The following is a 22,329-nucleotide window of genomic DNA, read 5'->3' on the forward strand; positions in this document are numbered from 1 at the left end:
GCCGCCCAGCTTCTGCGCCGCCTCGACGGCCTCTTGCACGGTGAACGCGGGAATGCCGCGCGGCACGGGCACGTTGAACTGGCGCAGGATCTCTTTGCCCTGGTACTCGTGGATCTTCAAGGGAGGCTCCTTCAGTGGGATGACGAGGGGAGGTGGCGCGGGGCCGGATGGGGGCGTCGCGGCCGGTGGGTGCACGGGCCGGGCGGGCGCGCCGGGTGTCCGCGTCGCGCATCCGGCGCGCAAGGTAAGGGGCGTGGCTGACCGAGGGCTGAACGTCAGCCGCGGTGGTCGCGGCCGTGCATCGATCCGTGGGAGAGGGTTTTCACTGAGTCGTCGCGGCCAGGCCGTTCTCGAAGTGGCGGCGCATGTGCTCGGCGGCACCGGCCGCGTCACGTGCGGCGATGGCCGCCATCACCGCGCGGTGCTCGGCCAGTGCGTCGGCCAGCCGGCCCTGCTTGAACAGCGACAGGTGGCGGTTGAGCTTCATCACCTTGCGCAGGTCCTGCACGAACTGCAGCGCCCAGCGGTTGCCGGCGATCTCCAGCAGGCGCAGGTGGAACTGCTCGTTGGTGGCGAAGAAGGCGTCGCGCTGTCCGGACTGGCTTTCCAGCCGGGCGTGCAGGGCCTGCAGCTCGGTGATCTCGTCGGCGCCGGCCTGACGCGCGACCTGGGCGGCGGCATCGCTCTCCAGCAGCGCCATCAGGTGGTAGACCTGCTCGACGTCGGTGCGCGACATCTCGGTGACGTAGGCGCCGCGGCGCAGCTTCATCGTCACCAGGCCCTCGACGGCCAGCACCTTCAGCGCCTCGCGCAGCGGGGTGCGGCTGATGCCGTAGTCGGCGGCGATCTTCTGCTCGTCGATCCAGCTGCCGGGCTCCAGCTCGCGGGCGAAGATCTGCTCGCGCAGGCGCTCGGCCACGTCCTGGTACAGGGCGCGGGGCGTGAGCTTCGGCGCGGTGGCCGGGCGGTCGGTGGCGGAGGTCTCCGGGGGCATCGGTGGCGGTTCTCGGGGCGGGGTGACGGGCTTGGCAACCCACGCATCATGAATTCATAATTATGGCGCCCGAAGCGCAGGGGGCGAAGAAGACCCGCCACCGCGTACCGGCATGGCCCTGATTCAAGCTTGACGTCAGGTCCGTTATTCATAATTATGAATTCCAATCGCCGCCGTGCCGGTTCCGTGACCGGCGCCGCGACCGCGCCGCACCGCTGTCCACCCGCAGCGTGTGCCGCGGACTCCTCTCCTCGTCTCCCCCTGGAAGCCGTCGATGTCGCAGCCTGATTCCTTCACCCCGGCCAGCCTCGAGCAATGGGCCAAGGCCGCCGCCAAGTCTGCCCCCGGCGGCGACCTGCGGGCGCTGGACTGGGTGACGCCCGAGGGCCTCACGGTCAAGCCGCTGTACACCGCGGCCGACACCGCGGGCCTGCCCCACGCCGACACGCTGCCGGGCTTCGAGCCCTTCATCCGCGGCCCCCAGGCCACGATGTACGCGGTGCGGCCCTGGACCATCCGCCAGTACGCCGGCTTCTCGACCGCCGAGGAGTCCAACGCCTTCTACCGCAAGGCGCTGGCCGCCGGCGGGCAGGGCGTCAGCGTGGCCTTCGACCTGGCCACCCACCGCGGCTATGACTCGGACCATCCGCGCGTGACCGGCGACGTCGGCAAGGCCGGCGTGGCCATCGACTCGGTCGAGGACATGAAGATCCTGTTCGACGGCATCCCGCTGGACAAGGTCAGCGTGTCGATGACGATGAACGGCGCGGTGTTGCCGGTGCTGGCCGGTTATGTCGTCGCGGCCGAGGAGCAGGGCGTCCGCCAGGAGCAGCTCAGCGGGACCATCCAGAACGACATCCTCAAGGAGTTCATGGTCCGCAACACCTACATCTACCCGCCGGCGCCGTCGATGAAGATCATCGGCGACATCATCGAGTACACGGCGCAGAAGATGCCGAAGTTCAACTCGATCAGCATCTCCGGCTATCACATGCAGGAAGCGGGCGCCAACCAGGCCCTCGAGCTGGCCTTCACGCTGGCCGACGGCAAGGAGTACGTGAAGACGGCGATCGCCAAGGGCCTGGACGTCGACGCCTTCGCCGGTCGCCTGAGCTTCTTCTGGGCGATCGGGATGAACTTCTATCTGGAGATCGCCAAGATGCGGGCCGCGCGCCTGCTGTGGTGCCGGATCATGAAGGGCTTCGACGCGAAGAACCCGAAGAGCCTGATGCTGCGCACCCACTGCCAGACCTCGGGCTGGAGCCTGACCGAGCAGGACCCGTACAACAACGTGGTGCGCACCACGATCGAGGCCATGGCCGCGGTCTTCGGCGGCACGCAGAGCCTGCACACCAACTCGCTGGATGAGGCGATCGCCCTGCCCACCGAGTTCAGCGCCCGCATCGCCCGCAACACCCAGCTGATCATCCAGGAAGAGACCCACATCACGAACGTGGTCGACCCCTGGGCCGGCAGCTACATGATGGAGACGCTGACCCAGCAGATGGCCGACCAGGCCTGGGCCATCATCGAGGAGGTCGAGGCCATGGGCGGCATGACCCAGGCCGTGGATTCGGGCTGGGCCAAGCTCAAGATCGAGGCCAGCGCGGCCGAGAAGCAGGCCCGCATCGACAGCGGCAAGGACGTGATCGTCGGCGTCAACAAGTACAAGCTGGCCAAGGAGGATCCGGTGGAGATCCTGGAGGTCGACAACGTCCGGGTGCGCGAGGCCCAGATCGAGCGCCTGCAGCGCATCAAGGCCACGCGCGATGCCGGCCAGGTGCGGGCCGCACTCACCGCGCTGACCGAGGCGGCGACGTCCGGCCAGGGCAATCTGCTGGACCTGAGCATCCAGGCCATCCGCCTGCGGGCCACGGTGGGCGAGGTCAGCGACGCGCTGGAGGCGGTCTACGGCCGCCACCGCGCCGACATCCAGAAGGTGACCGGTGTGTACGCCGCCGCCTATGACAGTGCCGAGGGCTGGTCCAGGCTGCAGGCCGAGATCGCCGCCTTCGCCGAGGCCGCCGGCCGTCGGCCTCGGGTGATGATCGCCAAGCTGGGCCAGGACGGCCATGACCGCGGCGCCAAGGTGGTGGCCACGGCCTTCGCCGATCTGGGCTTCGACGTCGACATGGGCCCGCTGTTCCAGACGCCCGAGGAATGCGCGCGACAGGCGATCGAGAACGACGTGCACGCGGTGGGCGTGTCGACCCTGGCCGCCGGCCACAAGACCCTGGTGCCGGCCATCATCGCCGAGCTCCGGCGCCAGGGCGCCGACGACATCATCGTCTTCGTCGGCGGCGTGATCCCGCAGCAGGACTACGGCTTCCTGTTCGAGGCCGGCGTCAAGGGCGTCTACGGCCCGGGCACGCCGATTCCGGCCAGCGCCAAGGACGTGCTGGAGCAGATCCGCCAGGCCCAGGGCCTGACCGACGCGGCCGTCGTCGCCCCGCCGGCCCGGCCGGCCTGACGCCCGATCTGCACGGCCTGGCGCAGCGCTTGTCCCCGGACGCTTCACGACATTGCCCACCCAGGGCCCCCACGGTCCGCGTGGCCGCCGGCACCCGCCGGTGGTCCGCCGGCCGGGGTGGCCGGACGATCATGCACACTCGGCTGACTCCGTCTTTACCCTCTCCCGTCGTGGCCCATGCCCCGGCAGGGGTGACACGCGACGAGAATGGGACCTGCGCCGACGCGGCGGTGGTCGCGGCGGAGCTGCCGTTCCCGTCGTCAGTCCAGCCAGTCCGCCCACGCGATGTCCGCACGCCACGATCTGCCCCCGCCGCCCGACCTCAGCCTGCAGCCGGCCTGCGACGACGACTTCGAGGCACTGCTGTCGCTGCGGCTCGCCGCGATGAGCGAAAGCCTGCAGCGGCTGGGCAGCTACGACCCGCAGCGCGCGCGCGAGCGGCTCAGCCGGGCCTTCGAGCCGTCGCATACGCGCCACATCGTCTGTGCCGGCGAGCGGGTGGGGCTGGTCGTGGTGCTGCCCAAGGACGGGCATCTGGTGCTCGACCATCTCTACATCGCTCCGTCCGCCCAGCGCATGGGCATCGGGGCCTGGGTGATGCGCCAGGTGCTGGCCGAGGCCGATGCGCACGGGCTGCCCGTCGAGGTCTCGGCGCTCAAGCTCAGCGAGGCCGACCAGTTCTGGCGTCGCCACGGCTTCGAGCTGCGGCACGACGATGGCTGGGACCTGCATTACCGGCGGCCGCCACGGGCGCTGGCGGCGCCGGTCGCCGCTGCGGAGGCGGACGATGAACCGCGCCGGAGCGCTGCCGGCGGCTGATCCCGCCGCGGTCGTCCACCCGCCGCTGCCGGCCGCCGAGGCCGCCTTGCGCGATGCCGTGCTGGGCCCGCCGGGCCCGGCCCAGCGGCGCGCGGTGGCCAAGACCATCACGCTGCTGGAGAGCACGCGCGCCGACCACCGGCTGCGCGCCGACGCGCTGCTCGACGCGCTGCTGCCGCACGCCGGCCGCAGCCTGCGCCTGGGCATCAGCGGCGTGCCCGGCGTCGGCAAGTCCACCTTCATCGAGGCCCTCGGCCTGTATCTGTGCGGCCTGGGCCACCGGGTCGCGGTGCTGGCCGTCGACCCGTCCTCGACCGTCTCCGGCGGCTCCATCCTGGGCGACAAGACCCGCATGGAGCAGCTGTCGGTCCACCCCCAGGCCTACATCCGGCCCAGCCCGTCCAGCGGCACGCTGGGCGGCGTGGCCGAGAAGACCCGCGAGTCGCTGCTGGTGTGCGAGGCCGCCGGCCACGACATCGTGCTGGTCGAGACGGTCGGCGTGGGCCAGAGCGAGACCGCGGTGGCCGGCATGTGCGACCTGTTCTGCCTGCTGCAACTGCCCAACGCCGGCGACGACCTGCAGGCGATCAAGAAGGGCGTGATGGAGCTGGCCGACCTGGTGGTCATCAACAAGGCCGACCTCGACGAGGCGGCCGCCACCCGCGCCCGCGCCCACATCACCAGCGCGCTGCGCCTGATCGGCCTGCACGGCCGGGCCCGCGCGCCCGACCGCGGCGACGAGGACACGACGGCCACGCCGCCGCTCGACGCGCTGTGGCAGCCCCAGGTGCTGCAGCTGTCCGCGCTCAAGGGGGCTGGGCTGACGGACTTCTGGTCCGTCGTCCGCCGCTTCCAGCAGACGCAGCGGGCCAACGGCCAGCTCGCCGCCCGACGCCAGCAGCAGGATCTGGCGTGGATGTGGGAACGCATCGACGCCGGCCTCAAGCAGCGCTTCCGGGCGCAGGCCGCGGTGCGCGACGCGCTGCCCGACCACGCCCGCGCGGTGCGCGAAGGCCGCATGGCGGCCTCGGTGGCCGCGCGCCGCCTGCTCGATCTCTACGGCTGAACGACGCACAGCCGCCTTCCAGCGGATCCGCGGTGGTGAGGGCCCTGCCGCGGATCCCGACGACGAACGACGACCCGAACGCTCATCCTCAGGAGCCGATCCGATCATGCAAGACATCCTTCAGCAGCTCGAAGACAAGCGCGCCAAGGCGCGTCTGGGCGGTGGCCAGAAGCGCATCGACGCGCAGCACAGCAAGGGCAAGCTGACCGCCCGCGAGCGGCTGGAGCTGCTGTTCGACGAGGGCACCTTCGAAGAGTGGGACATGTTCGTCGAGCACCGCTGTGCCGACTTCGGCATGCCCGACACCAAGATCCCCGGCGACGGCGTGGTCACCGGCTACGGCATGATCAACGGGCGGCTCGCCTTCGCCTTCAGCCAGGACTTCACCGTCTTCGGTGGCGCGCTGTCCGAGGCCCATGCCGAGAAGATCTGCAAGGTGATGGACCAGGCGATGAAGGTCGGTGCGCCGGTCATCGGCCTGAACGACTCGGGCGGTGCCCGCATCCAGGAAGGCGTCGCGTCGCTCGGCGGCTATGCCGAGGTGTTCCAGCGCAACGTGATGGCCTCGGGCGTGGTGCCGCAGATCTCGATGATCATGGGCCCGTGCGCCGGCGGCGCGGTCTACTCGCCGTCGATGACCGACTTCATCTTCATGGTGAAGGACTCCAGCTACATGTTCGTCACCGGTCCCGAGGTGGTGAAGACGGTGACGCACGAGGAGGTCACCGCCGAGGAGCTCGGCGGCGCCTCCACCCACACCAGCAAGAGCGGCGTGGCCGACCGGGCCTTCGAGAACGACGTCGAGGCGCTGCTGATGCTGCGCCGCTTCTTCAACTACCTGCCGCTGAACAACCGCGATCAGCCGCCGGTGCGGCCCTCGGGCGATCCGGCCGCGCGCCTGGACCGCTCGCTGGACACGCTGGTGCCGGAGAACCCGAACAAGCCCTATGACATCAAGGAGCTGATCGTCAAGGTGGTCGACGACGGCGACTTCTTCGAGCTGCAGCCCGACTACGCGGCCAACATCGTCATCGGCATGGCGCGCATGGAAGGCCGCTCGGTGGGCATCGTCGCCAACAACCCGCTGGTGCTGGCCGGCTGCCTGGACATCAAGAGCTCGATCAAGGCCGCGCGCTTCGTGCGTTTCTGCGATGCCTTCAACATCCCGGTGATCACCTTCGTCGACGTGCCCGGCTTCATGCCCGGCACCGCGCAGGAGTACGGCGGCATCATCAAGCACGGCGCCAAGCTGCTGTACGCGTATGCCGAGTGCACGGTGCCCAAGATCACCGTCATCACCCGCAAGGCCTATGGCGGCGCCTATGACGTGATGAGCTCCAAGCACCTGCGCGGCGACGTCAACTTCGCCTGGCCCAACGCCGAGATCGCGGTGATGGGGGCCAAGGGCGCGGTCGAGATCATCTTCCGCGAGGACAAGGGTGATCCGGCCAAGCTGGCCGCCAGGGAGGCCGAGTACAAGGCCCGCTTCGCCAACCCCTTCGTGGCCGGCGCGCGCGGCTTCATCGACGACGTGATCCAGCCGCACGAGACGCGCAAGCGCATCTGCCGCTCGCTGGTGATGCTCAAGGACAAGAAGCTCGACAACCCCTGGCGCAAGCACGGCAACATTCCGTTGTGAGCCCACCCCCGTAGCGGCCCAGGCCGCTCCCCCTCAAGGGGGCGTCGCCAGTGGCCCGGCGGAGCCGGTTCCACGGCGACTGCTCGGTTGAATTCCCCTTCGATGGCGCGTTGGCGCGCCGAGGACGAAGAGACATGTTCAAGAAGATCCTGATCGCGAACCGGGGCGAGATCGCCTGCCGGGTCATCGCCACCGCCAAGAAGATGGGCATCGCCACCGTGGCGGTGTATTCGGAGGCCGACAAGGATGCGCGCCATGTCGCGCTGGCCGACGAGGCCGTGCTGCTGGGCCCGGCCCCCAGCCGTGAGAGTTATCTGGTCGCCGACAAGATCATCGCCGCCGCCAAGGCCACCGGCGCCGAGGCGCTGCACCCGGGCTACGGCTTCCTGTCCGAGAACGAGGACTTCGCCCGCCGCTGCGAGGCCGAAGGCATCGTCTTCATCGGCCCCAAGCACCACAGCATCGCGGCCATGGGCGACAAGATCGCCTCGAAGAAGCTGGCCAACGAGGCCAAGGTCAGCACCATCCCGGGCTGGAACGACGCCATCGAATCGCCGGAGCGCGCGGTCGAGATCGCACGCGACATCGGCTACCCGGTGATGATCAAGGCGAGTGCCGGCGGTGGCGGCAAGGGCCTGCGCGTGGCCTTCAACGACAAGGAGGCCTTCGAGGGCTTCGCCTCCTGCCGCAACGAGGCGCGCAACAGCTTCGGTGACGACCGCGTCTTCATCGAGAAGTTCGTCGAGCAGCCGCGCCACATCGAGATCCAGATCCTGGGCGACGCCCACGGCAACGTGGTCTACCTGCACGAGCGCGAATGCTCGATCCAGCGCCGCCACCAGAAGGTGATCGAGGAGGCGCCGAGCCCCTTCATCAGCGACGCCACCCGCCAGGCGATGGGCGAGCAGGCGGTGGCGCTGGCCCAGGCGGTGAAGTACCAGTCGGCCGGCACGGTGGAGTTCGTCGTCGGCAAGGACCAGGACTTCTACTTCCTGGAGATGAACACGCGGCTGCAGGTCGAGCACCCGGTCACCGAGTGCATCACCGGGCTCGATCTGGTCGAGCAGATGATCCGCGTGGCCGCCGGCGAGAAGCTGGGCTTCACGCAGGCGCAGATCCCGCGCCAGGGCTGGGCGATCGAGTGCCGCATCAACGCGGAAGACCCGTTCCGCAACTTCCTGCCGTCCACCGGCCGGCTGGTGAAGTACCAGCCGCCGGCCGCCGATCTGGCGCAGGGCGTGCCCACGCTGCAGGGCGAGGCCTATGCCGACGGCCGCTTCGGCGGCGTGCGGGTGGACACCGGCGTGGCCGAGGGCGGCGAGATCCCGATGTTCTACGACTCGATGATCGCCAAGCTGATCGTGCACGGCCGTGACCGTGCCGAGGCGATCGCGAAGATGCGCGCGGCGCTCGATGCCTTCGTGATCCGCGGCATCAGCTCGAACATCCCCTTCCAGGCCGCGCTGCTCGCGCATCCGATGTTCGTCAGCGGCGCCTTCAACACCGGCTTCATCGCCGAGCACTACGGCCAGGGCTTCGATGCGGCTGACGTGCCGCATGAGGATCCCCTGTTCCTGGTCGCGCTGGCCGCCTTCGTGCGGCGCAAGGCGCGCGAGCGGGCGGCCGGCATCAGCGGCCAGCTGCCGGGCCATGAGGTCGCGCACCGCAACGAGCTGGTCGTCGTGCAGCTCGGCAAGCTGGGCGAGCACGTCCATCATCCGGTGTCGCTGGGCGAGTTCGACGCGGCCGCCGGCACGCTGGCGGTGACGGTCGGCGGGCGCCGCTACGCGATCGCCAGCGACTCGCGCCTGGGCGAGCTGCGCATGAGCGGCACCGTCAACGGCCGGCCCTTCCACGCGCAGATCGAATCCGGCTCGGCGCGCCAGCCGCTGGCGTTGCGCGTCTCGCAGGGCGGCACGGCCATCGACACGCTGGTGCTGCTGCCGCGCGCGGCCGAGCTGCACCGCCTGATGCCCTACAAGGCGCCGCCCGATCTGAGCAAGTTCCTGCTCTCGCCGATGCCGGGTCTGCTGGTGCAGGTGGCCGTCAGCGTCGGACAGAAGGTGCTGGCCGGTGAGCGCCTCGCGGTGATCGAGGCGATGAAGATGGAAAATATCCTGGTCGCATCCCAGGATGGCGTGGTCAAGGAGATCCGCGCCGGCCAAGGCGAAAGCCTGGCGGTCGACCAGCCCATCATCGCGTTTGAGTGAAGCCGTTACCCGCATGTCCGACTGTCTGACCCGTCCCGCTGCCGCTCCCGCCCCCGCTGCCGAGCAGCCGCTGCGCCTGATGCCGCGGCCCCAGGCCCACGCCCCGGCCGCCGGCCCCTGGTCGGTGCAGGCGGTGGCCGAGCTGATGGCCATGCCCTTCATGCAGCTGGTCGCGCGTGCGCAGGCCGTGCATGCCGAGCACTGGCCGCAGGGCGATGTCGAGCTGGCCTCGCTGCTGTCGGTCAAGACCGGCGGCTGCCCGGAGGACTGCGGCTACTGCCCGCAGAGCGCCCATCACGACACCGGCGTCGAGGCCGGCAAGCTGATGGAGCTCGACAGCGTGCTGGAGGCCGCCCGCACGGCCCAGGCCGCCGGTGCCGCGCGCTTCTGCATGGGCGCGGCCTGGCGTGCGCCCAAGGACCGTGACATCGAGAAGGTGGCCGCGCTCGTCAAGGGCGTGAAGGACCTGGGCCTGCAGACCTGCGTGACCCTCGGCATGCTGGAGAAGCACCAGGCCCGGGCGCTGCGCGAGGCCGGTCTCGACTACTACAACCACAACCTCGACAGCGCGCCCGACTTCTACAACGAGATCATCGGCACGCGCACCTACCAGGACCGGCTCGACACCCTGTCCAACGTGCGCGAGGCCGGCATCTCGGTGTGCTGCGGCGGCATCGTCGGCATGGGCGAGACGCGTGAGCAGCGCGCCGGCCTGCTGGTCGAGCTGGCCAACCTGAACCCGCCGCCGGAATCGGTGCCGATCAACCAGCTGGTGCGCGTCGAGGGCACGCCGCTGGCCGGGGCCGAGCCGGTCGACCCGTTCGAGGTCGTGCGCGTGGTGGCCGCCGCGCGCATCCTGATGCCGCGTTCGCGCGTGCGTCTGTCGGCCGGCCGGCGCGAGCTGGGCGACGGCATCCAGGCGCTGTGCTTCCTGGCCGGTGCCAACTCGATCTTCTACGGCGACAAGCTGCTGGTCACCGGCAACCCCGAGGCCGACGGCGACCGCGCGCTGATGGCGCGTCTGGACCTGCCGGTGGCCCGGCCGGGCTCCGGCCCGGCGCCCCTGTCCGAACCCGCCGGCACGGCCTGAACGGCCGGCCGGCTCCACATGCCGGATCCGCGTCCGGCGGCCGCACCATGAACAAGCCTTTCCGCATCCTCGGCCTCCAGCAGATCGCCATCGGCGGCGCCGACAAGCAACGCCTGAAGGCGCTGTGGGTCGACATGCTGGGCCTGAGCGTCAAGTCCACCTTCGTCAGCGAACGCGAGAACGTCGACGAGGACATCTGTGCGCTGGGCGAGGGCCCGCATGCAGTCGAGGTCGACCTGATGCAGCCGCTGGATCCTGACCGCAAGCCTGCGGTGCACACCACGCCGCTGAACCATGTCGGCCTGTGGGTCGACGACCTGCCGCTGGCCGTCGAGTGGATGACGGCCCACGGCGTGCGCTTCGCGCCGGGCGGCATCCGCAAGGGCGCGGCCGGCCACGACATCTGCTTCATCCATCCCAAGGGCAACGAGCAGTTCCCGCTCGGTGGCGAGGGGGTGCTGATCGAGCTGGTGCAGGCCCCTGAGGACGTCATCGCGGCGCTGGGCTGAACGGCCCGCAGCGGCCTGCCGTGGCAGCCCGCGGCCGCCGGAGACAATCGCCCGATGAGTTCCCACAGTTCCGCGCCCGCGGGCACGGCCGCCGACTGGGCCGCGCGCAGCCGCACCGCCGTCTGGCACCCGTGCACGCAGATGGCCCGGCTCGATGCCGTGCCGCCGCTGGCCATCGTCCGCGGTGACGGCCCCTGGCTGTACGACGCCGACGGGGCCGCCCATTTCGACAGTTTCAGCAGCTGGTGGGTCAACCTGTTCGGCCACAGCGATGCCGGCCTGCGCGCGGCCATCGGCGCGCAGCTGCACACCCTGCCGCACACGCTGCTGGCCGGCTGCACCCACGCGCCGGCGGTCGAACTGGCCGAGGCGCTGTCGGCGCGCACCGGAGGTGCGCTCGGCCATGTCTTCTTCGCCAGCGACGGGGCCTCGGCCATCGAGATCGCGCTGAAGATGAGCTTCCACGCCTGGCGCAACCGCGGCCGGGTGGCCAAGCGCGGCTTCGTCAGCCTGCGCCAGGGCTACCACGGCGAGACGCTGGGCGCGCTGCACGTGACCGACGTGCAGGTCTTCCGCGATGCCTACGACCCGCTGCTGCTGCGCTCGCAGGCCGTGATGTCGCCCGACGCGCGCCAGGCCGCGCCCGGCGAGAGCGCGGCCGACGTTGCCCAGCGCGCGCTCGACGACCTGCAGGCCGTGCTGGTGCGCGAGGCCGATGCCGTCGCCGCCGTCATCCTGGAGCCCATGGTGCAGTGCGCGGCCGGCATGGCCATGCACGACGCGGCCTTCCTGCGCGGCGTGCGCGCGCTGTGCGATGCCTACGAGGTGCACCTGATCGCCGACGAGATCGCGGTGGGTTGCGGCCGCACCGGCCCGTTCTTCGCGTTCGAGCATGCGCACGCAGGGGCGCAGCCGGGCCTGCCGCCGATCTGGCCCGACTTCATCTGCCTGTCCAAGGGCATCAGCGGGGGCTGGGTGCCGCTGTCGCTGGTGCTGACCACCGACGACATCCATCGCGCCTTCTGGTCGCCCGACGACATCGCGCGCGGCTTCCTGCACTCGCACTCGTACACCGGCAATCCGCTGGCCTGCGCGGCCGCGCGCGAGGTGCTGCGGCGCTTCGCCGACACGCCGCTGCTGGCCGACAACGCGCGGCGCGCCGGCTGGCTGGGCGCGGCGATGGCCGAGGTGGCCGCGCCGTGGGTGGCCGACGGCCGCGCGGCCCACGTGCGCCAGCTCGGCCAGATCTGGGCGATGGACATCGCACCGGCGGCGGCCGGCGAGCGCTTCGCCGAGCGCATGCACCTGGCCGGCCGTCGGCACGGGCTGCTGATCCGCCCGATCGGCGGCACCGTCTACCTGATGCCGCCTTACCTGCTGGATGAGGCGCTGGCGCACGAGCTGGCCGGCCGCGTGCAGGCCACCGTGCAGGACGTGCTGGCGGCCACGGCCGCGGCCCGTGTCCCGGGCGCTGCAGCGGCGTCTCCTCCTGCTTCCGATGTCCTGGCCGCACCGCGCGGCGCCGCGAGCCCCGACCATGCTGATCGAACTCCTGAACCACCGGTTGCGTGAGCGTGAGGCCGCCGGCCTGACGCGTTGCCCGCCGGTCGTCGCCGGGCGCGACCACACCCGCATCGCGACGGGGCCGGTGGATGCCGCCGCAGGCCCCGAAGGCCGCGCATCCCCTGAAGGCGCGGCCCGCCCGCCCGCCGACCACCTGGCCTTCGCCAGCAACGACTACCTCGGCCTGGCCGGCGATGCGCAGCTGGCCGAGGCGCTGGCCGAGGGCGCACGCCTGCACGGCGTGGGTGCGGGCGCCTCGCCGATGGTCTGCGGCCAGCGCAGCGCCCATGCGGCGCTGGAGCACGCGCTGGCGCAATGGCTGCAGCCGGTGATCCCGCAGGCGCAGGTGCTGCTGTTTCCGAGCGGCTTCCAGGCCAACGTGGCGCTGATGGCCGCCCTCGGCGACCTGCGCGAGACGGTGCTGCTGACCGACAGGCTCAACCATGCCTCGCTGATCGATGGCGCGCAGCTGGCGCGGGCGCAGGTGCGGCGTTATCCGCACAACGATCTGTCCCGGGTGCAGGCGCTGCTGGCCGAGGCGCAGGCCAGCGCGCCGCTGGCGCCGCGCCTGATCGTCACCGATGCGGTCTTCAGCATGGACGGCGATCTGGCGCCGCTGGCCGGCCTGCTGGCGCTGGCCGAGGCCCATGACGCCTGGCTGGTGGTCGACGATGCCCACGGCCTGGGCGTGCTCGGTCCGCAGGGCCGCGGCAGCCTGGCCGAGGCCGGGCTGTGCAGCCCGCGCCTGATCCTGATGGGCACGCTGGGCAAGGCCCTCGGCACCTCCGGCGCCTTCGTCGCCGCCGAGCCGACGATCGCGCGCTGGCTGCACCAGACCGCGCGGCCGCACATCTACAGCACCGCCGGCTCGCCCGCACTGGCCCATGCCACGCTCGGCAGCCTGCAGCGCATCGCCGGGCCCGAGGGCGATGCGCGCCGGGCGGCGCTGGCGGCGCGCATCGCGCAGCTGCGCGCCGGCCTGCAGGCGCTGCTGGCGCGCCATCCGCACACCGGCTGGCAGCTGGTCGACAGCCGCACCGCGATCCAGCCGCTGATCGTCGGCGGCAATCTGCAGGCCCTGTCGCTGGCGGCCGCGCTGCGGGCGCAGGGGCTGTGGGTGCCGGCCATCCGGCCGCCGACGGTGCCCGAGGGCACGGCGCGGCTGCGCATCTCGCTGAGCGCCGCCCATGGCGAGGCCGATGTCGCGCGCCTGCTGGCGGCCCTCGATGTGCTGGCGGCGCAGGCGTCGGCGTCGGTCGAGCCTCGCGATCCGATCGACCCGGTTGATCCGGTCGAGCCCCTCGACGTCCCCGTTCCGTCCACCGCCTGCGGTCCGTCACCGTGCTGAATCCCCGCTCGCCTTCCCCGGCCACCGCCGCGCCCGGACCTGCGTCTGCGCCCGCGCCCCTGCACGGCCTGTTCATCACCGGCACCGACACGGGTGTCGGCAAGAGCCACGTGACGGCCACGCTGCTGCGCGCGCTGGCGGCCGCCGGCTGGCAGGCCGGCGGGCTGAAGCCGCTGGCCGCCGGCCTGCCGCCCTTGCCCGGTGGTGGCCACGGCATCAACGAGGACGTCGCGCTGCTGGCCGCCCACGGCCAGGCGCTGCGCGATCCGGCCCTGGTCGGGCCCTGCGGCTGGCCGGAGCCCTGTGCGCCGCATGTGGCGGCGCGCCTGGTGGGCGAGCGCATCACGCCGCAGCGGGTGATGGCCGGCATCGGACGGGCCTGGCAGGCGATGGCGGCCGGCGGTTCCGCCGCGCCGCGTGCGCTGCTGGTCGAAGGCGTCGGCGGCTTCGTCGTGCCGCTGTCCGATGACGATGCCCCGGCCTGGGACACCGCCGATCTGGCCGCAGCCCTCGGCCTGCCGGTGGTGCTGGTGGTCGGCCTGCGGCTGGGCTGCCTGAGCCATGCGCTGCTGACGGCCGAGGCGATCACCGCCCGTGGCCTGCGCCTGGCCGGCTGGGTCGCCAACCGGCCGCTGGCCGAGCCCATGGCGCACGAGGCGGCCAATGTCGCCACGCTCGGCCACTGGCTGCAGCGCCGTTTCGGCGCCGCCTGCTGGGGCCTGCTGCCGCATGACGCCACGCCCGAGGCCCCGGTGCGCGCGGCGGCGGCCATCGATGCCGCGGCGCTGCAGGCGGCCCTGCGCGGCGCGGTCTGGTCGGGGGACGGGGTGCCGGTTGCCGCCCCCGCCGTGGACGCGGCCGCGGCCGCCCCCGCCGCATGAACGCCCCGCGCGAGCCCTGGACCGACGACCGCCTGCTGGCCCGCGGCGATGCCTGGGGCCAGACCTTCGAGGCCTGGCGGGAGGAGGGCGCGCTGGTCTGGCGGCCCGAGTTCTTCGGCGGCGCCTGGGTCGTCACCCGCCACGCGCAGGCCCAGGCCGCGCTGCGCGATCCGCGCCTGTCGGTGCGCCGCACCGGCGCCTGGGTGATGAGCGACGACGCCGCGCGCCAGCAGCTGCGCGGCCTGCAGGGGCTGATGGCGCGTGCGCTGCTGTTCGTCGATGCGCCTGACCACGGCCGCCTGCGCGCGCTGCTGGCGCCGGCCTTCGCGCCGGCCGCGCTGCAGGCGCTGGCCGCCGGCATCGAGGCCGATGTGCAGGCGCTGCTCGATGCGCTGCCGGCCGGTGGCGACGCGGATCCGCCCGTCGACCTGGTGGCCACGCTGACGCGCCCGCTGCCGGCGCGCGTGATCGGCCGCTGTCTGGGGCTGGTGGGCTGCGACTGTGACGGCCCCGAGTTCCTCGCCTGGTCGGAGGAGCTGGCGCAGTTCCTGGCCGCGCCCGAGCCGTCGCGCGCGCTGGCGCTGCGGGCGCAGCGTGCGCTGCTGGCGATGGTCGAGCCGCTGGAGCGTGTCGCCCGCGAGCGGCCCGACAGCCTGCCCGGGCGCCTGCAGGCCGCGCTCGACGACGGCCGTCTGCACGACCGCCAGGAGCTGCTGGCCCAGCTGGTCATGCTGCTGTTCGCCGGCTACGAGACCACGCGCCACCTGCTGGGCTCCTTGCTGCTGACGCTGTGGCGGGATCCCGCGCGCTGGCAGGCGCTGGGCCGCGCCGTGGCGGCCGACGGCCCCGCCACCGGCCGCGCCGCGCTGGCCGCCGTCGTGCGCGAGGCGCTGCGCCGCGACTGCCCGGTGCGCTACACGGCCCGGCGCGTGGCCTGCGACTTCGAATGGGACGGCCAGCGCCTGCGCCGCGGCCAGCCGCTGCTGGTGCTGCTGTCGTCGGCGCTGCGCGATCCGCGGCAGTTCGACGCGCCGCTGGACTGGCGACCGCAGCGCGGCAGCGGCTGGGCGCTGGCCTTCGGCAGCGGTGCCCATGTCTGCCTGGGGGCGGCGCTGACGCAGATCGAGGCCGAGACCGTGCTGCGCGTGCTGCTGCAGCGCTGGCCGCAGGCGCCGCGCGTGGCGGGGCCGGCCGGGGCGTCGCACCGGCCCGGCCGGCACGATCCGCATGACCGGCCCGCCGATGCGGCGGGGGTACCCGCGCCGGCCGTGGCGGGCGCGGCCGACCGTGCCCTGCACGACGGCCCGGCCTGGATCGACGGCCCGCTCTACCGCGGCCTGTCGCGGCTGCCGGTCTGGCTGCCGGGCGTGATGTCCGGGGCGCTGCCCGGGCCGCCCAGCGCGTCCAGCGCCTCCGGTCGGCAGCCCGCCGCCCGGTGATGTTTCCCCCGGCCGTCCCGGGCAGCGCGCCGGACCCGCTGCTACAGTTCGTCCCCCCGAGTCGTCCCCCCGGGGCCTGCGGCCACGGCCCGGCCCGCCACGCACGATGAATGCTCGAAAGCCCCTGACCCTGCCCCGGTTGCGCGCGATGGCCGCGGCCGGCGAGAAGCTGGTGATGCTGACCTGCTACGACGCCACCTTCGCCCGCGTGCTGGACGCGGCCGGCGTGGACCTGCTGCTGGTCGGTGATTCGCTCGGCAACGTGCTGCAGGGCCGCGAGACCACGCTGCCGGTCACGCTCGACGAGATGGCCTATCACACGCGCTGCGTGGCCACGGCGCGCACCAGCGCCTTCCTGATCGCCGACATGCCCTTCGGCAGCTACCACGACAGCCTGGAGCAGGGCATCGCCAGCGCGGTGGCGCTGATGCGTGCCGGCGCGCAGATGGTCAAGGTCGAGGGCGGGGCCTGGGTGGTGCCGCTGGTGCGCGCACTGGTCGAACGCGGCATCCCGGTCTGCGGCCATCTGGGCCTGACGCCGCAATCGGTGCATGCGCTGGGCGGCTGGCGCGTGCAGGGCCGCGACGAGGACGGCGCCGCCCGCCTGCGCGCCGACGCGCTGGCGCTGGCCGAGGCCGGCGTGGCGATGATCGTCATCGAGCTGGTGCCCACCGCGCTGAGCCGCCAGCTGGCCGCCGACGTGCCGGTGCCGCTGATCGGCATCGGTGCCGGGCCTGACACCGCTGGTCAGGTGCTGGTGCTGCACGATCTGCTGGGCCTGAACCCGCATCCGGCCCGTTTCGTGCGGGACTTCATGGCCGATGCCGCCGCCGCCGGTGGCGGCATCGCCGAGGCGGTGCGCCGCTACGGGCAGGCGGTGCGCGACGGCAGCTTCCCGGATCCCGAAGTCCACGGTTATTGACGTCGGCGACGCTGGCAGACACGCCGCCGATCCCGCCCCCACCCGAAGATCCTCATCATGGACGTCCTTCACCGTACCGCGGAACTGCGCAGCGCGCTGTCCGGCCGACCGCCACCGGCCTTCGTGCCGACCATGGGCAATCTGCACACCGGCCATCTCGCGCTGGTGCGCCAGGCCCGTGAGGCCGCCGCGGCCCGTGGCGCGCCGGTGGTCGCCAGCATCTTCGTCAACCGCCTGCAGTTCGCGCCGCACGAGGACTTCGACAGCTATCCGCGCACGCTGCAGCGTGACTGCGAGCTGCTGGCCGAGGCCGGTTGCGACCTAGTCTACGCGCCCGACGAGACCGAGCTCTACCCCGAGCCGCAGGACGTGCTGGTGCAGCCGCCGGCCGCGCTGGCCGGCGTGCTCGAAGGCGCGTTCCGCCCCGGCTTCTTCACCGGCGTGTGCACCGTGGTGACCAAGCTGTTCGGCGCCGTGCGCCCGCAGCTGGCGGTCTTCGGCAAGAAGGACTACCAGCAGCTGATGGTGATCCGCCACATGACGCGCCAGCTGTCGCTCGGCGTGGAGATCCTGGCCGGCGAGACCGCGCGCGATGTCGACGGCCTGGCGCTGTCCTCGCGCAACGGCTACCTCAGTCCGATGGAGCGGGCCGAGGCGCCGGCGCTGCAGGCCGAGCTGCGCCGCATTGCCCAGGCCCTGGCCGAGGCGCCGCAGGCCGACGCCGCGCGGCTGGCCGCGCTGGAACAGCAGGCGATGGCCACGCTGCGCGCCCGGGGCTGGGCGCCGGACTATGTGGCCATCCGCCGCCAGCGCGATCTGGCAGTCCCGCAGGACGGTGATGCACGGGTGGTGCTGGCCGCGGCGCGGCTCGGACGCACCCGGCTGATCGACAATCTCGAACTCGACCGTCCCTGACCCCGTCCGCCGACCTTGCCCGTTGACGGCCTCCCGCCGTGCCATGACGTCCTCCCGCGCTCCGTCCTCCTCCGCCCGTGGCGCCCGCCGCGCCGATCCGCAGTCCGAGACGGCCGCCTTGCGGACGGCCACGGACCGGCCGGTGGTCATCGTCGGTGCCGGCCTGGCCGGGCTGACCACCGCGCTGCACCTGGCCGACCAGCGTCCGGTCGTCGTGCTGGCCAAGCGGCCACTGGAAGAGGCGGCCACCGCCTGGGCCCAGGGCGGCATCGTCGGCGTGCTGGGCGCCGACGACAGCATCGAGGCCCATGTGCAGGACACGATGGAGGCCGGCGCCGGTCTGGTCGACGAGGCCGCCGCGCGTGGCATCTCGGCGGCCAGCGCCCAGGCCGTGGCCTGGCTGCAGCAGCAGGGCGTGCCCTTCACGCCCGAGGCCGGCGGTCCGCTGGGCCTGCACCTGACGCGCGAGGGCGGCCACGGCGTGCGCCGCATCGCCCACGCGGCCGACGCCACCGGCGCGGCCATCCACGCCGCGCTGCTGCGCCGCGTGCTCGACCATCCGCGCATCCAGGTGCGCACCGAGGCGATGGCGGTCGACCTGATCACCGACCGCCACCTGGCGCTGGGCCGCGGCTCGCTGGCCGACAGCGATGCCCAGGGCCGCACGCTGTCGCCGTCCATCGGCGGCGGCCGGGTCTGGGGCGTCTACGTGCTGGACGTGGCCACCGGCCAGGTGCAGGCCCAGCCGGCCAGCGCCGTGGTGCTGGCCACCGGCGGTGTCGGCAAGGTCTACCGCTACACCAGCAATCCCGACACCTCGACCGGCGACGGCATCGCGATGGCCTGGCGCGCCGGCTGCCGGGTGGCGAACATGGAGTTCATCCAGTTCCACCCGACCTGCCTGTACCACCCGCTGGACCGCCGCTTCCTGATCACCGAGGCCTTGCGCGGCGAGGGCGGCGTGCTGCGCCTGCCGCAGGGCGTGGGCGGCCCGGACGCCGATCCGCGCGGCCACCGCTTCATGCCCGAGCACGACGCCCGGGCCGAGCTGGCGCCGCGCGACATCGTCGCCCGCGCGATCGACGCCGAGATGAAGCGCCACGGCGTCGAGTGCGTCTATCTCGATGCCACCCATCTCGGCGAAGCCTTCCTGAAAGAGCACTTCCCGACCATCCATGCCCGTTGCCTGGCGCTGGGCATCGACATCGCGCGGCAGCCGATCCCCGTCGTGCCGGCGGCGCACTACACCTGCGGCGGCATCGTCGCCGACCTGGCCGGTCGCACGGATCTGCAGGGCCTGTACGCGGTCGGCGAGGCCGCCTGCACCGGCCTGCACGGCGCCAACCGTCTGGCCAGCAACAGCCTGCTGGAATGCGTGGTCACCGGCCGCGCCTGTGCCGAGCACCTGCTGGCCGACGTGGCACCGGCCGTGCCGGCCCTGCCAGCCTGGGACGACAGCCAGGTCGCCGATGCCGACGAGCAGGTCGTCGTCAGCCACAACTGGGACGAGCTGCGCCTGCTGATGTGGAACTACGTCGGCATCGTGCGCAGCACGCGGCGGCTGCAGCGGGCCCAGGCCCGCATCGCGCTGCTGCGCCACGAGATCGACGAGTACTACGCCAGCTTCCACGTCACGCGCGAGATGCTGGAGCTGCGCAATCTGGTCGACTGCGCCGAGCTGGTCGTGCGCAGCGCGCTGCAGCGCCGCGAGAGCCGCGGCCTGCACTGCAGCCGCGACTGGCCGCAGACCCATCCGGTGGCCCTGCCCACCGTGCTGTCGGGCCGCCGCCAGGCCGGCGGTTGAGGTCCGGGGCGCGCGGGCCGGCCAGGGCCCTGCGCGTCGTCCATGACCGGGACAGCGGGTTCAGCCGCCTGCGCGTGGCTGCGGTGCCGTCCCGGCGGCGTCCCCCTGCGGCCGCAGCGCGGCATGCACCGCCTGCGCCAGCGTCGCCAGATCCAGCGGCTTGGCCAGCACCCGGCACACGCCGGCGCCGCAGGCGCGCTCGTTGAGCTGCGCGCCGCCCCAGCCACTGGCCATCAGCACCGGCAGATCCGGTCGCAGCGCCCGCACCTCGGCGGCCAGCGCGGTGCCGCACAGCTCGGGCATCAGCTCGTCGGTCAGCACCAGGTCGAAGCGCTGCGGGTCCGCACGCAGCCGCGTCAGCGCCTCGACCGGATCGCTCAGGCCGTAGGCCTCGTAGCCGAGGCCGGCCAGCAGCTCCTCGGTCATCTCGACCAGCGCCGGTTCGTCGTCGACGACCAGGATGCACTGGCCTTCGCCCTGCGGCAGACCGGCGGCCGCGCGCAGCCGCGGGCTGTCCTCGTCGTCGTCCGTGCGGCGGTGGTCACCGGGCGGCGGTGTGCCGGCGACCGTGGCCGGTGCGTACGGCGCGGCCGATGCCCGCGTGGCGCCTGTCGTGCCCGTCGCATCCGTCGCGACCGTCGTGCCCGTCGTGCCCGTCGTGCCCGTTGCTGGCGGCGATGACGGTGCCGGCGCCGCCGCGGCCGGCGCTGGTGCGTCCAGGTCCGTCGCCGCCGCGCCGTCGGCCAGCCGGCAGGGCAGCAGCAGCACGAAGCGGGTGCCGCGGCCCGGTGCGCTGTCGACCCGGATCGCGCCGCCCATCGCCTCGACCCAGCCATGGACCACGGCCAGCCCCAGGCCCGTGCCCTGGCGCGGGCCCTTGGTGGTGAAGAAGGGCTCGAAGATGCGGGCCTGCACCGCCTCGCTCATGCCGCAGCCGGTGTCGGACACGCTGAGCTCGACGTGCGGGCCCGGCGCCAGCTGGCGGTCGCCGATGGTCAGCGCGCGCTCGACCGGGCGCAGGTGCAGCGCCACCGTCAGCGTGCCGCCGCCGGGCATGGCCTGCACGGCGTTCTGGCACAGATTGGTCAGCGCCTCGGCGGTCCAGGCGGGGTCACCCAGCAGCTCGGCCTGTGGCGCCTGCAGCACGGTGTGCACCTGCACGCTGGCCGGCCAGGTCGTGCGCTGCAGCGGCAGCACCTGCGCGGCCACCGTCTGCAGCGCGAAGCGGCGCGCCGGTGCGCCGGCGCCCCCGCGGCTGAAGGCCAGGATGCGCTCGACGATGGCGCGGCCGCGGGCGCCGGCCTGCAGGATCTGGTCGAGCCAGCGCGCCTGGGCCGAGCCGGCCGGCGCCGCATCGCGCGCCAGCTCGGCATGGCCGATGACCACCGCCAGGATGTTGTTGAAGTCGTGCGCGACGCCGCCGGCCAGCGTGCCCAGGGCCTCCAGCTTGCCGGCGCGCTGCTGGCGTGCCTGCTCGGCCGCCAGCGCGGCCTCGCTGGCGCGGCGGCGGATCGCCTCACCGGCCTGGCGCCAGGCCATCCAGACGCTGGCGCCGAGCGCCAGCAGCGCGAACAGCCCGATGCCGGTGGCCAGCCGGCGCCAGGCCTCCAGCACCTGTGAACGCTCCCGGCTGACCACGACCAGCAGCGGATGCTGCTCCAGCCGCTGGGCCACCAGCAGCCGGCTCGGGCCGCCGTGGCGCTGCAGCTCGGCGGTCTGGGCGCCGGGGCCGCCGGCATCGCACAGGCGCTGCAGCAGCTGCACCTGATCGGTCGACAGCAGGGTGTGGTCGCCCCCCTCGTCGCCGGAGCGGCGGCCGCTGCCCTGGCCGTCGGACAGCAGCGCGGCATCCTCGCGGTAGATGCCGAGCGTGACGTCGCTGTCGGGCCGGCTGCGGGTGAAGGCGCCGTCCAGCAGCCGGGCGTCGGCCACCACCAGCAGCGTGCCGCCGGCCGGGCCGGCGTCCTCCCGGGGGCCGACGGCTTCCGGCCGCCAGGGCAGGCGCAGGCCGAGCAGCGGCGGCGCGTCACCCGGGGCGGCGGCCGGCGTGGCGATGGCCACCAGGGGGCGCCCCTCGTCGTCGAGCCGCTCGGGGCCCTGCAGCCAGGCCGCAGGCGGCCGTTCGGGCAGTTGCACGCCGTCGCGCACGGCATGCGTCAGCACCCGGCCCTGGGCATCGAGCAGCCAGAAGCCGCGCAGCGCCGGCTGCGCGCCCAGCCGCGCCTGCAGCAGGCGGCGGGCGTCGTCGGACCCTGGCTTCAGCGTGCCGCGACGCAGCTCGCCGGCGGTGCTGCGCAGCAGGCTGACGACGGTGGTCAGCGAGGCATCGGCCTGGCCGGCCTGGGCGGCCACCATCGCACGCAGCAGGCGCCATTCCTGGTCCAGCGTCTGCATGCGCAGGCCCCACAGCGCGGCCGCGACCACCGCGCCGGCGCCCAGCGCGATCGCCAGTACCCGGCGGAAGCCGCGGTCGCGCCAGGGCGTGGCCACGCGGTCCGGTGTCGGCCGGGCGGTGGCGGTGCCGGTCGCGGCGGGCGGTGCGGGGGGCGTCGGATCCGGGGCGGCGGATGGGGAGGAGGCGGACGGCGGCATCGGATCGGGGACGGGGCAGGGCAGGGCAGGGCGGGGCCGGATGGCCGGGTGGACCGGCTGCGGCGCTT

General features: G+C 73.1%; 16 protein-coding genes and 1 pseudogene. 14 read left to right on the top strand and 3 right to left on the bottom strand.

The window, feature by feature from the left end:
- The coding region (locus tag AACH11_RS17670; RefSeq protein ID WP_341375717.1) for an ATP-grasp domain-containing protein at positions 1-120 on the bottom strand (120 nt) is incomplete at its 3' end.
- A gap of 202 nt (positions 121-322) precedes the next feature.
- Positions 323-994: a GntR family transcriptional regulator gene (locus tag AACH11_RS17675; RefSeq protein WP_341375579.1), complete on the bottom strand. Its 672-nt coding sequence runs from the start codon at positions 992-994 to the stop codon at positions 323-325.
- A 274-nt stretch (positions 995-1,268) separates the two neighbouring features.
- Between AACH11_RS17675 and scpA the strand changes: the two genes are divergently transcribed.
- The 14 genes and pseudogenes from scpA to nadB all read left to right on the top strand — a co-directional run bounded on the left by scpA (position 1,269) and on the right by nadB (position 19,669).
- Complete coding sequence (gene scpA, locus AACH11_RS17680; RefSeq protein ID WP_341375580.1) at positions 1,269-3,464, top strand: methylmalonyl-CoA mutase; 2,196 nt, start codon at positions 1,269-1,271, stop codon at positions 3,462-3,464.
- Positions 3,465-3,749: 285 nt separating this feature from the next.
- Positions 3,750-4,283 carry a GNAT family N-acetyltransferase gene (locus AACH11_RS17685; RefSeq protein ID WP_341375581.1) on the top strand — a complete coding sequence of 178 codons (534 nt, stop codon included), beginning with the start codon at positions 3,750-3,752 and terminating at the stop codon, positions 4,281-4,283.
- Positions 4,252-5,349 carry a methylmalonyl Co-A mutase-associated GTPase MeaB gene (gene meaB / locus AACH11_RS17690; protein WP_341375582.1) on the top strand — a complete coding sequence of 366 codons (1,098 nt, stop codon included), beginning with the start codon at positions 4,252-4,254 and terminating at the stop codon, positions 5,347-5,349. Before AACH11_RS17685 ends, meaB begins: the two co-directional genes overlap by 32 nt.
- 106 nt (positions 5,350-5,455) lie before the next feature.
- Positions 5,456-6,988: an acyl-CoA carboxylase subunit beta gene (locus AACH11_RS17695; protein WP_341375583.1), complete on the top strand. Its 1,533-nt coding sequence runs from the start codon at positions 5,456-5,458 to the stop codon at positions 6,986-6,988.
- A gap of 134 nt (positions 6,989-7,122) precedes the next feature.
- Positions 7,123-9,198 (top strand): acetyl-CoA carboxylase biotin carboxylase subunit, encoded by a 2,076-nt coding sequence (locus AACH11_RS17700; protein ID WP_341375584.1) that lies wholly within the window; start codon positions 7,123-7,125, stop codon positions 9,196-9,198.
- A gap of 13 nt (positions 9,199-9,211) precedes the next feature.
- Positions 9,212-10,288 (top strand): biotin synthase BioB, encoded by a 1,077-nt coding sequence (gene bioB / locus AACH11_RS17705; RefSeq protein WP_423228772.1) that lies wholly within the window; start codon positions 9,212-9,214, stop codon positions 10,286-10,288.
- Positions 10,289-10,335: 47 nt separating this feature from the next.
- Positions 10,336-10,797, top strand: a complete 462-nt coding sequence (locus AACH11_RS17710) for a VOC family protein (RefSeq protein ID WP_341375585.1) — start codon at positions 10,336-10,338, stop codon at positions 10,795-10,797.
- A 54-nt stretch (positions 10,798-10,851) separates the two neighbouring features.
- Positions 10,852-12,369: an adenosylmethionine--8-amino-7-oxononanoate transaminase gene (gene bioA, locus AACH11_RS17715; RefSeq protein ID WP_341375586.1), complete on the top strand. Its 1,518-nt coding sequence runs from the start codon at positions 10,852-10,854 to the stop codon at positions 12,367-12,369.
- Positions 12,335-13,603, top strand: a pseudogene (locus tag AACH11_RS17720) (aminotransferase class I/II-fold pyridoxal phosphate-dependent enzyme); the annotation flags it as partial. The gene bioA and the pseudogene AACH11_RS17720, both read left to right, overlap by 35 nt.
- A 98-nt stretch (positions 13,604-13,701) precedes the next feature.
- A complete protein-coding gene (gene bioD, locus AACH11_RS17725) occupies positions 13,702-14,589 on the top strand; it encodes a dethiobiotin synthase (RefSeq protein WP_341375587.1) in 888 nt (295 codons plus the stop codon).
- On the top strand, positions 14,586-16,028 hold the full coding sequence (locus tag AACH11_RS17730) for a cytochrome P450 (protein WP_341375588.1): 1,443 nt from the start codon (positions 14,586-14,588) through the stop codon (positions 16,026-16,028). The genes bioD and AACH11_RS17730 overlap by 4 nt, the downstream gene beginning before the upstream one ends.
- A gap of 106 nt (positions 16,029-16,134) precedes the next feature.
- Positions 16,135-16,950, top strand: coding sequence for a 3-methyl-2-oxobutanoate hydroxymethyltransferase (gene panB, locus AACH11_RS17735; protein ID WP_341375589.1), 816 nt, complete (start codon positions 16,135-16,137; stop codon positions 16,948-16,950).
- Between the two features lie 57 nt (positions 16,951-17,007).
- Positions 17,008-17,865 (top strand): pantoate--beta-alanine ligase, encoded by an 858-nt coding sequence (panC, locus tag AACH11_RS17740; protein ID WP_341375590.1) that lies wholly within the window; start codon positions 17,008-17,010, stop codon positions 17,863-17,865.
- A gap of 43 nt (positions 17,866-17,908) precedes the next feature.
- A complete protein-coding gene (gene nadB, locus AACH11_RS17745) occupies positions 17,909-19,669 on the top strand; it encodes an L-aspartate oxidase (RefSeq protein WP_341375591.1) in 1,761 nt (586 codons plus the stop codon).
- Between the two features lie 60 nt (positions 19,670-19,729).
- Here nadB and AACH11_RS17750 read toward each other — a convergent pair whose 3' ends face one another.
- Positions 19,730-22,261 (bottom strand): ATP-binding protein, encoded by a 2,532-nt coding sequence (locus tag AACH11_RS17750; protein ID WP_341375592.1) that lies wholly within the window; start codon positions 22,259-22,261, stop codon positions 19,730-19,732.
- Between the last annotated feature and the right edge of the window lie 68 nt (positions 22,262-22,329).

The organism is Pseudaquabacterium rugosum (assembly GCF_038066575.1).
In the GTDB taxonomy this organism is placed as follows: Bacteria; Pseudomonadota; Gammaproteobacteria; order Burkholderiales; family Burkholderiaceae_C; genus Pseudaquabacterium; species Pseudaquabacterium rugosum.